An 864-nucleotide genomic window follows, 5' to 3' on the forward strand; every position below is an offset into this window, starting at 1 on the left:
ACTGGTCAAGTAGTCTTCGCTGAGCATTTACTCACAAATACCCTGCCTAAAGACGTGGCTGACTCTCACCTTTCAGGAGACCTCCACATAACCAATCCAGGAGTTTGGTCATTATTACCAGATACTCTATTTGTCAACATCAAAGAACTAATTGAAGATGGACTTGATCTTGGTGGAAAATTCCTTGATGTCTCTCGAGTTCAATCAGTAAAGACACTTGATGATTTGTCTGCTGCACTTTCAATGATTATATCACTAATTTCAAAAGAATCATCACAAGAAGTTGTCTTTGATGGTCTTCCATCATTGTTAACAAAACATTCTAAAAACATTTCAGAGTTAGAAACAAAATTAGCTGATGCATTTGCAGCAGCATCAACTGTTTCAAAATATAACAAAGACTCTACATTAATTTCATTTAGATTACAATTAGGCAGTGATGCAAAAATAATTAATGCAATTATTGCTGCATACAAAAATTATACCAAAATTACACCAATACCACGTATTGGTTTAGTAATTGATCACGACAAAGGCAAAATCTCTGATGTCTCTGCAACCTTATCTGAAATAATTTCACTTGGTGGAAAAGTTATCTTTTCTAAAGGAAATGTTTCTAACAAGGGTGTCGTTCACACCACTACAAAAAATTCTTCTTCGGTATCAATACATCTACAATCTATCTCAATTAATCTACCACGATTAGCATTTGAATCAAACAAAGATGAAACTTACTTTAGAGCAAGATTAGCTTTGTTGATGAAGCCAGCATTATCATCAATGGCACTAAGAAAGAAAGATATTTCAGATCTTACAAGACGTGGACTTAATCCAATCCTTGCAAAAAATACACAATACATGCAA

General features: G+C 34.0%; 1 pseudogene. It reads left to right on the plus strand.

Going from position 1 to position 864, the window contains the following annotated elements:
* Window positions 1-54 precede the first annotated feature (54 nt).
* Window positions 55-864, plus strand: a pseudogene (locus C6988_RS11120) (anaerobic ribonucleoside-triphosphate reductase); the annotation flags it as partial.

The sequence above is a fragment of the Nitrosopumilus sp. b1 genome (assembly GCF_014078545.1).
Lineage (GTDB): Archaea > Thermoproteota > Nitrososphaeria > Nitrososphaerales > Nitrosopumilaceae > PXYB01.